The following is a 7908-nucleotide window of genomic DNA, read 5'->3' as shown; positions in this document are numbered from 1 at the left end:
CAACGGACGCTGACGGGCATACCGAGCGATACGGGCCGACGGAGGCCGTGGTCGTTCCCGACGTCGAGCGGACGCTGACCCTGGAGGCCCCCTGGCCCAACCCGGCGAATAGCAATGTCAGCATCGCCTTCACGCTGCCGCAGGCCCAGCGCGTCAGCCTGAGCGTCTATGACCTGGCCGGGCGGCGGGTGGCGACGTTGAGCGAGGGTGAACTGGCCGCCGGGCGGCACGAGGTTAGCTGGGACTGCGCCGGGGAGTCGAGCGGTGTGTATCTGCTGCGGTTGGAGACGCAAGGTGAGGCGCTCAGCCGCCGGGTGGTCATCGGGCGGTAGGGGGCGATTACCAATACCACTTAGGGCGGTGGCGGGGGGTGAATCCTCCGCCACCGCTGTTTGATTAATACAATAACACTCTAACAGTTGAACGCAGCCAATACGGCGGGGGGCCCCGCCCTACGGGTAACATGCCTCAAAACGGTCGGTGCACAGAGGCTTGATTCAGCACCCCCGGCTTAATGTTGGCACGTTTCTTGCTCAACATGGGGTGCTGGGCGCTTTCGAGGCCGGCGCTGGACCTCCCGCCGCCCCCCGGGCAGCTGGACGCTCTGTGCCTTGGCGGCGCCACCGCGCCGCGCGGGTGAGAACCCCCCGGAGCCGAATCTGCACATGGGTGGCGATTTTCCGATCGCCTGGGCAAAGACGGTCAACGAAATCGGTGTTCCCGAAGATTGGTGGAGCTGGACAGAAACAGATCAGTGCTTCTATTTTATTGACCATACACCAGGAATATATGGTATGTTTTACAATAACTTCCCCCACCCCCAGGGAATACGAAGTGGCCAAGGACCAGACTACTGGCCCTGTGAAACCGAAGATGGCTGCCAGCTGGATTGGTACAGCCGAGCCGCTTGGCCAGCGGTCTTTCCCGACGGCTGGCCGGAGTGTGGCCACGATGAGATGGTGTTGGAGATGGTGATAGACGATTGGGACACTTTTCAGGCTATGTGGGACGAACCTATCCAAACCCAGGGACGCTGGGTACAGTGAGGAAACAATGATGAAAAAGATTGCTATTCTATTATTTACTTTGGTCACCATAGGCTATCCACATCAGATTAAGGTTGCATTACTAGTTTATCAGCCTACTCACTTTCAAGAATTAATACAATCATTAAATAATGATCCAAGAATTAGTCTGGCATATGGGTATAATATTTATGATACATTGCCACCCTTATCATATATACAACAATATGACTGTATCATTACAGATGGTGAGTTTGAGATATTATATTCAGAGGGGCTGGGTAATTTGCTTGCTGATTACGTTGATAATGGTGGTTATGTCGTTAATCTATGTTTTAGTATGATGGGCCCATACCACTACTACGGAGGTGCACCTACTGGCCGATGGTGGACGGACCAGTATCGTCCTTATGGATGCACTTCATCAGAACTAAACCTAGGCTACTGTGACATGGTCATTGATAAGCCAGCTTCACCTATCTTTGATAATGTCACTGGTATATTTGAGGTGTATTCACGTATCCAAACAGAACTGCGTCCCGGCGCTGATGAACTGGCACACTTCTCCGATGCAGGCGGCGTTGCACTCAGCGCAGATGGTAATGTGGTGGGGATCAACTTCACCGCGGTCGAGTATAGACACTGGACCGGCGACGGTTTCCGCCTGATCGCCAACGCCGTCTACTACCTGGCGGGCTATGTTGCCGTCGAGGAGCTGAGCTGGGGCCGCATCAAGACCCTGAGTGATTAGCGCCGGGTGGTCATCGGGCGGTAGGGGGCGATCATCATTGCGTCATACAGGCGGGATGAAAATCCCACCCCTACAGCAGGGCGGCCAAGACCGCCGCGGAACCCGTAAGGGCGGCTGTCACCAGCCGCCCGTTCTACAAAGCGTCAGCAGGGTGGGAACCACCGAGAACAGAGGGTCGAGGGGTCTTGCGACCCGTCGTTAAATCGCTAACGCCGAACCGCATCCATTAAACAATCGCGGCGGGGGGCGGAGCCCCCGCCCTACGGGTTACAGTCATCCGGCGAAGGCGGGCGGGATTCAAATCCGCGCCACGGTCCGCCGTTGGCACGTTTCTTGCTCTAACTGTGGTCGACGATCGGCCGGTTGGATGCCGGAAACCTCCGTCGGCCCGGGAGGCCCCTTCGGCGCGGCTTGACGGCCCGAGCGGGGTGGACGACGCCGGGCGACGGCGTGTGGTCATCCGCCTCGTCGCGGGGCGTTACGCCCCCGAGGGCTCAACTCCCGTCGGCGCGTCGCATTGACACTGTTGCGTTTCCATTGCTATACTGCCTGCGAACATTCACTTAACCCGACGGTGAGCCGCAGCCTTGGCAGGTGGCCCTTGCGCAAACGTTTTCTGGTTATCGTGATGCTCGCGCTGCTGCTGGCGAGCGGTGTCGAGGCCCGCAAGATCCGTCCCCTGACCGGATTCGGCCTTTCGGCCGAGGCCGGTTACTGGAGCCACGCCGGCGGCTCGGCCTATTTCGATATGGGCATCCAGGGCGGTCTGCGGGTCTGCTATCGCTTCGAGCCCGGCGATCTCGAGCTCTTCGGCTTCTTCGACTTCACCTACATCCTGCCCAAGGACGGCGGCGCCCTGGGCGAAGACGAGACCGCCACCCTGCTGACTTTCGGCGTCTGTCCCCGGGTCAGCTTCCTCCCGGACAACTGGATCAGCCCCTTCGTCAGCGCCGGTCCGGCCTTCCAGCTCCGCCAGACCAGCCTGGGCCTCTCCGACCCCGGCGACGATACCTTCAGCTACACCTACGACGCCGCCAACTTCGCCGCCGTGGCCGAGCTCGGCGCCGAGTTCCCCTTCCCGCCGCACAGCCTGGCCGAGGTGGGCGTCAGACTGCACCACATCTTCGCCGAGGAGGGTCAGGGCTTCGCCGGATTGAGCTTCTTCGCCGGTTACGCCTACTACTTCTAGGCCGCCGTAGCTGATACCGCACAGGGCCGGGGTTCTCCCCGGCCCTGTGTGCAGGATGGCTGGACTGACGGGCTGGAAGCGGTCAGCGCCGACCCCCGCCCGCGCCGCAGCCCGGCTAACCGTCGAACCCGTTGACCTCCAGCCCGCCGGCGTGTAGTTCGGCGACCCAGCGGCGCAGCTCGCTGGGTTTCTCGACGAGCACGTCGCCGCCGAAACCGGCCAGCCACTGGGCCAGGTTGATCGAGGGGGCCACACGCAGGCCCAGCTCGAGGGAGCCGTCGTCGCGCCGTCGCTGGCGTTGGGTCTGGTGGACCTGCAGCCCCTCGACGTAATCGGCGCTGCCGCCGGTGAAGCGCAGCACGACCTCCTTGGGTTCGCCGACCCAGGGACCGAAGCTGTAGCGGATGAAGTCGACGGGATCGAAATCCGCCGGCCACTCGCGCTCCGCGGCACTGACGGCCACTGCGCGGAAGCGGTCCACCCGAAAGCTGCGCGCCTCGCCGCGCAGGTAGCAGTGGGCGATGACGTAGAGCTCGCCACCGGAGCGCCAGAAGCAGTAGGGGGCGATGGTGCGCTCGGTGACGGCGTCGGTGTGGGCCGCATGGTAGGTGACGTCGAGGAGGCACCGTTTGTTGATCGCCGCCAGCAAGGCCTCGATGGTCTCCCGCTCGGCGGCGTAGCTGCGCTCGATCTCGGCGTCGTCGAGGTAGGTACCGGAAAGCTCGCTCAGCTCCCGCTCCAGCGGGGTGATGGCCCGGCGCAGCTTCTCGACCAGGGTGCCGAAGGCCTCGCCGATGGGGGTGTCCTCGAGATGGCCCAGAGCCCGGGCCGCCGCCAGCACGGCGAAGGCCTCGTCCCGGCTCAGGGGGATCGGCGGCAGGCGATCGTACTCCGGGATCAACCGCCAGCGCTTCTCGCCGGGTTCGGCCCGGGCGTCGTCGTCGATCAACTCGTCGTAAATCGGGAAGCCCGCGTCCTCGACGGCGTGGAGGTCCCGGCGGATGGTCCGCTCGGTGACGTCGAGCTCACCGGCCAGCTCCTTGATGGTCTTGCCGTAACGCCCCAGGGTCTTGAGCAGCAGCCATTGACGAACGAGCTGTTGGTTACGCGACACGGCGACCTCCGCTTGAGTTTGTAACGAGTCTACTATTAACGAGCCCGTTAAATGATAAAACGCCCCGGCCGGTCTGGCAAGGGGCGGCTGGTTTTCCGCGCCTCAACCCCGCCCAAACGGGTCGGCACGGTTTTTGCATCGCCGCTGGACCCTGATCGGTCCAGCGGCGCAAAAACCCGCGCCGACCCCGCGGTTGTCCAGTACCCGTCGTCGATGTGCGAGGCGGTGGCGCGTGTTGTTGCGCCGCGGTCTCCGGCGGGAGACCGCGGCCTGCAACAACCGTGACACCGCCGGGGGGTTCAGCCGCGCAGGAGGGGCTCGAGGGCCCGGGCGGGATTGAAGCGCTGCCAGACGTGGCGGGAGCCCGGGGGCGCCAGGGCGGCGATCCGCTCCCGGTCGCCGGGACGCAACAGGGGCTCGACCAGGGTGGTGCGGAAGAGGTGGGGCAGGCCGGAGGAGGCGACGAGGTCGATGCTTTCCAGCACGGCGGCGCGCTCGACGGACCGGCCGCAGAACTCGTCGTAGCGCTCGAGGGGGCCCTTGATGTCCTGGGCGATGAAATCGAGCAGCTTCTCGGCGAGCAGGTGGCGCAGCGCGGCCGGCCGGGTGCCGTTAGTGTCCAGCTTGACGGCGTAGCCCAGGTCTTTGAGCCTCCGGCAGAGCGCGGGCAGGTCGGGGTGGATGGTGGGCTCGCCGCCGCTGATCACCACGCCGGTCAGTTTGCCCCGACGTTCGGTCAGCAGGGTGAGGACGTGACTGTAGGGGACGTCTTCGTTATCGGCCGTCGGCTGCTTCAGCAGGCCGCCGTTGTGGCAGAAGGGGCAGCGCAGGTTGCAGCCCCGGGTGTAGAGTATCGCCGCGGGGCGACCGGGGTAGTCGCTCAGGGTGAAGGGCTGGAAGCCGCCCAGGCTGGGGAGCTGATCGTTGGGGGGCATCGGTCGCCCTACTCGACGAAGGACAGGGTCAGTTGGCCGCCGCGGCGGGCGGGCTCGGCGGCGCTTTCGACCTCGACCGCCGGAGTGGGTGCCGCCGTCGCAGCGGGCTCGGCGAGGGCGGGGCGCTCCAGGCTGAAGCGGCTGCGCAGCTCGAACTCGGCGCGTTTGGCGTCGTTCCACTGGTCCACCGGGCGCAGGTAGCCGACGGAGCGCGAGTAGACCTCGCAGCGCTCGCCGCACTCCGGGCACTCGGCGTGCTCCCCGCCCAGGTAGCCGTGGCTGGGGCAGACGGAGAAGGAGGGGGTGACGGTGAAGTAGGGCAGGCGGTAGTTGTCGCAGACGGCGCGGACGAAAGTCTTGACCGCCTCGGGATCGGCGACGGCCTCGCCGAGGAAGACGTGCTGGACCGTGCCGCCGGTATAGCGGGCCTGGAGCTCGTCTTGCAGCTCGAGGGCCTCGAAGATATCGTCGGTGTAGTTGACGGGCAACTGCGTCGAGTTGGTGTAGAAAGGTTTGGCTCCGTCGTTGTTCGATTGCTCCTCGTTGGCGCAGAGAATCCCGGGGTGGCGGGCCTTGTCCCGGGCGGCCAGGCGGTAGGTCGTACCCTCGGCCGGGGTGGCTTCGAGGTTGTAGAGCCGGCCCGTCTCCTCCTGGAACTCCAGCAGCCGCTGCCGCATGTGGTCGAGGATCCTGCCGCCGAAGGCCTGACCTTCTTCGGTGCCGATATCGAGACCGAGGAGGTTCAGGCAGGCCTCGTTGGCTCCGATCAGGCCGATGGTCGAGAAGTGGTTGTCCCAGTAGCGGTCGAAGCGCAGCTTGACGTCGCGCAGGTAGAAGCGGGCGTAGGGGTAGAGCCCCTTGTCGGTGAAGGACTCCAGCACGTCGCGCTTGATCTCCAGGCTGGTGCGGGCCAGCTCCATCAGGTGATCGAGGCGCTCGAAGAACTCGTCCTCGTCCCGGGAGACGAAGCCCAGCCGGGGCAGGTTGACCGTCACCACGCCGATGGAGCCGGTCAGCGGGTTGGCGCCGAACAGCCCCCCGCCGCGCTTGGCCAGGCTGCGGGTGTCCAGGCGCAGCCGGCAGCACATCGAGCGGGCGTCGTCCGGGCTCATGTCGGCGTTGACGAAGTTGGCGAAGTAGGGGATGCCGTAGCGCGCCGTGGCCTGCCACAGCCCTTCGAGGTTGGGGTTGTCCCAGTCGAAATCCGGGGTGATGTTGTAGGTGGGGATGGGGAAGGTGAAGACGCGGCCGTTGGCATCGCCGGCGGCCAGGACCTCGATGAAGGCCCGGTTGAAGAGGTCCATCTCCTGCTGGAAGTCGCCGTAGACGTCCTCGGTGTACTCGCCGCCCAGCACCACCGGGCTCTCGGCCAGGGTCGAGGGCGGCTCGAGGTCCAGGGTCACGTTGGTGAAGGGGGTCTGGAAGCCGACCCGGGTGGGGACGTTGAGGTTGAAGACGAACTCCTGCAGGGCCTGCTTGACCTGGGTGTAGCCGAGGCCGTCGGCGCGGATGAAGGGGGCCAGCAGGGTGTCGAAGTTGCTGAAGGCCTGGGCCCCGGCCGCCTCGCCCTGGAGGGTGTAGAAGAAGTTGACCACCTGGCCCAGGGCCGAGCGCAGGTGCCGGGCCGGGGCGCTGGCCGCCTTGCCCGGAACGCCCTTGAAGCCCTCGCGCAGCAGGTCCTGCAGACTCCAGCCGACGCAGTAGACGCTGAGCTGGCTCAGGTCGTGGATGTGCAGATCGCCGCTCGAGTGGGCCTCGCGGATCTCGGCCGGATAGATCTTGTTCAGCCAGTAGGTCTTCGAGATCTCGCTGGCCAGGAAGTTGTTCAAACCCTGCAGGGAGTAGGCCATGTTGCTGTTCTCGCGCACCCGCCAGTCCAGCTTCTCCAGATAGCCGTCGATCAGCTCGACGTCGTTCTGCGAGATCATCTCGCGGATGCGGGCCCGCTGGTCGCGGTAGAGGATGTAGGCCTTGGCCGTCCTCTTGAAGGGTGAGGCCAGCAGGACCTCCTCGACGACGTCCTGCAGCCGCTCGACCTCGGGGGGCTCCTCGAGTATCGTCTGGGCCAGGCTGAGCACTCGCAGGGTCAGGCTGCGGGCCGTCTCGGCGTCGTACTCCCCGGTGGCCCGGCCGGCCTTGGTCAGGGCGGCGGTGATCTTGCCGGCGTCGAAGGGCGCCCGGCGCCCGTCACGTTTGATGACCTCGCCGAAGACCGCGCTCTCGACTCCGGTTCCCTCCGTTGTCGGCATACCCGTTCCTCCCCGTCTTGTAGGTTATCTCCGGCCGCTGATTTGCCACCCGTCGTCAGACTCGGGCGTCCGCGGTTGATGATAGGTCGCCGCCCCGGGGCTGTCAACAATATCTTGTGTCTTATTTAGAGAGGCGAGCGTTGTTGATAACTTCATAACGCCATGTATATACGTGCTATACCAGCTAGTTGAGCCGGAATTACAATAAGAAGCCGACCACAATATCTTGTGGTCGGTTTGACGGGCGGACCGCGGCGGTGGTCCTGCGCTATCGCGGCGGGGTGTCGGGCTAATCCAGGGCCTTGATCTCCCCCCAGCTGAGATGCTCGACGGCGGCGTCCGGGGTGTAAACCACGGTCAGCTTGGGTCGGTAGGAGGGATAGGTGCTCTCTTCGCCGTGATAGAATCTGATGCCGGTCTCTTCGTAGGTTGAGGGGCCGAAGAGAAAGCCATGGTTGGGGTAGCCGTTTTCGACCCAGGCTATCACATAGTCGGTGATATCAATAGGGATCACACACGATCATGGACCAATCAGGATGCTTTTTAGGTAGTCTATCATGCCGGGATCGTTTCTTTGGTTGAATCTGAACTCCATCTCCCTGATGAAGAGACTGAACTTGTGCTTGAAACCGCCGTGGTAGGCCT

7 protein-coding genes are annotated in these 7908 nt (G+C 64.0%); 3 read left to right on the top strand and 4 right to left on the bottom strand.

Going from position 1 to position 7908, the window contains the following annotated elements:
• The 3 genes from GF399_09395 to GF399_09385 all read left to right on the top strand — a co-directional run.
• The coding region (locus GF399_09395; GenBank protein MBD3400533.1) for a T9SS type A sorting domain-containing protein at nt 1-332 on the top strand (332 nt) is incomplete at its 5' end.
• Between the two features lie 724 nt (nt 333-1056).
• The gene (locus GF399_09390; GenBank protein ID MBD3400532.1) at nt 1057-1776 is read left to right on the top strand and encodes a hypothetical protein; all 720 of its coding nucleotides are present in this window, start codon (nt 1057-1059) and stop codon (nt 1774-1776) included.
• A gap of 601 nt (nt 1777-2377) precedes the next feature.
• Nucleotides 2378-2965, top strand: a complete 588-nt coding sequence (locus tag GF399_09385; protein ID MBD3400531.1) for a hypothetical protein — start codon at nt 2378-2380, stop codon at nt 2963-2965.
• A gap of 115 nt (nt 2966-3080) precedes the next feature.
• Here GF399_09385 and GF399_09380 read toward each other — a convergent pair whose 3' ends face one another.
• The 4 genes from GF399_09380 to GF399_09365 all read right to left on the bottom strand — a co-directional run bounded on the left by GF399_09380 (nt 3081) and on the right by GF399_09365 (nt 7777).
• Entirely contained in the window at nt 3081-4079 is a 999-nt protein-coding gene (locus GF399_09380; GenBank protein ID MBD3400530.1) for a WYL domain-containing protein, read from the bottom strand.
• Between the two features lie 299 nt (nt 4080-4378).
• Nucleotides 4379-5014, bottom strand: a complete 636-nt coding sequence (locus GF399_09375; protein MBD3400529.1) for an anaerobic ribonucleoside-triphosphate reductase activating protein — start codon at nt 5012-5014, stop codon at nt 4379-4381.
• Between the two features lie 8 nt (nt 5015-5022).
• On the bottom strand, nt 5023-7263 hold the full coding sequence (locus tag GF399_09370; protein MBD3400528.1) for a ribonucleoside triphosphate reductase: 2241 nt from the start codon (nt 7261-7263) through the stop codon (nt 5023-5025).
• 289 nt (nt 7264-7552) lie between these two features.
• Nucleotides 7553-7777, bottom strand: coding sequence for a DNRLRE domain-containing protein (locus GF399_09365; protein ID MBD3400527.1), 225 nt, complete (start codon nt 7775-7777; stop codon nt 7553-7555).
• Nucleotides 7778-7908: the final 131 nt, after the last annotated feature.

This window comes from Candidatus Coatesbacteria bacterium (genome assembly GCA_014728225.1).
Lineage (GTDB): Bacteria > RBG-13-66-14 > RBG-13-66-14 > RBG-13-66-14 > RBG-13-66-14 > WJLX01.
The sequence above is the reverse complement of the archived record's forward strand: the minus strand, read 5'-3'. Positions and strand labels throughout refer to the sequence as shown.

Coding starts and splice junctions, on each gene's coding strand:
- GF399_09370 (MBD3400528.1), bottom strand. CDS start 7,263: ATGCCGACAACGGAGGGAACCGGAGTCGAGAGCGCGGTCTTCGGCGAG.
- GF399_09390 (MBD3400532.1), top strand. CDS start 1,057: ATGAAAAAGATTGCTATTCTATTATTTACTTTGGTCACCATAGGCTAT.
- GF399_09375 (MBD3400529.1), bottom strand. CDS start 5,014: ATGCCCCCCAACGATCAGCTCCCCAGCCTGGGCGGCTTCCAGCCCTTC.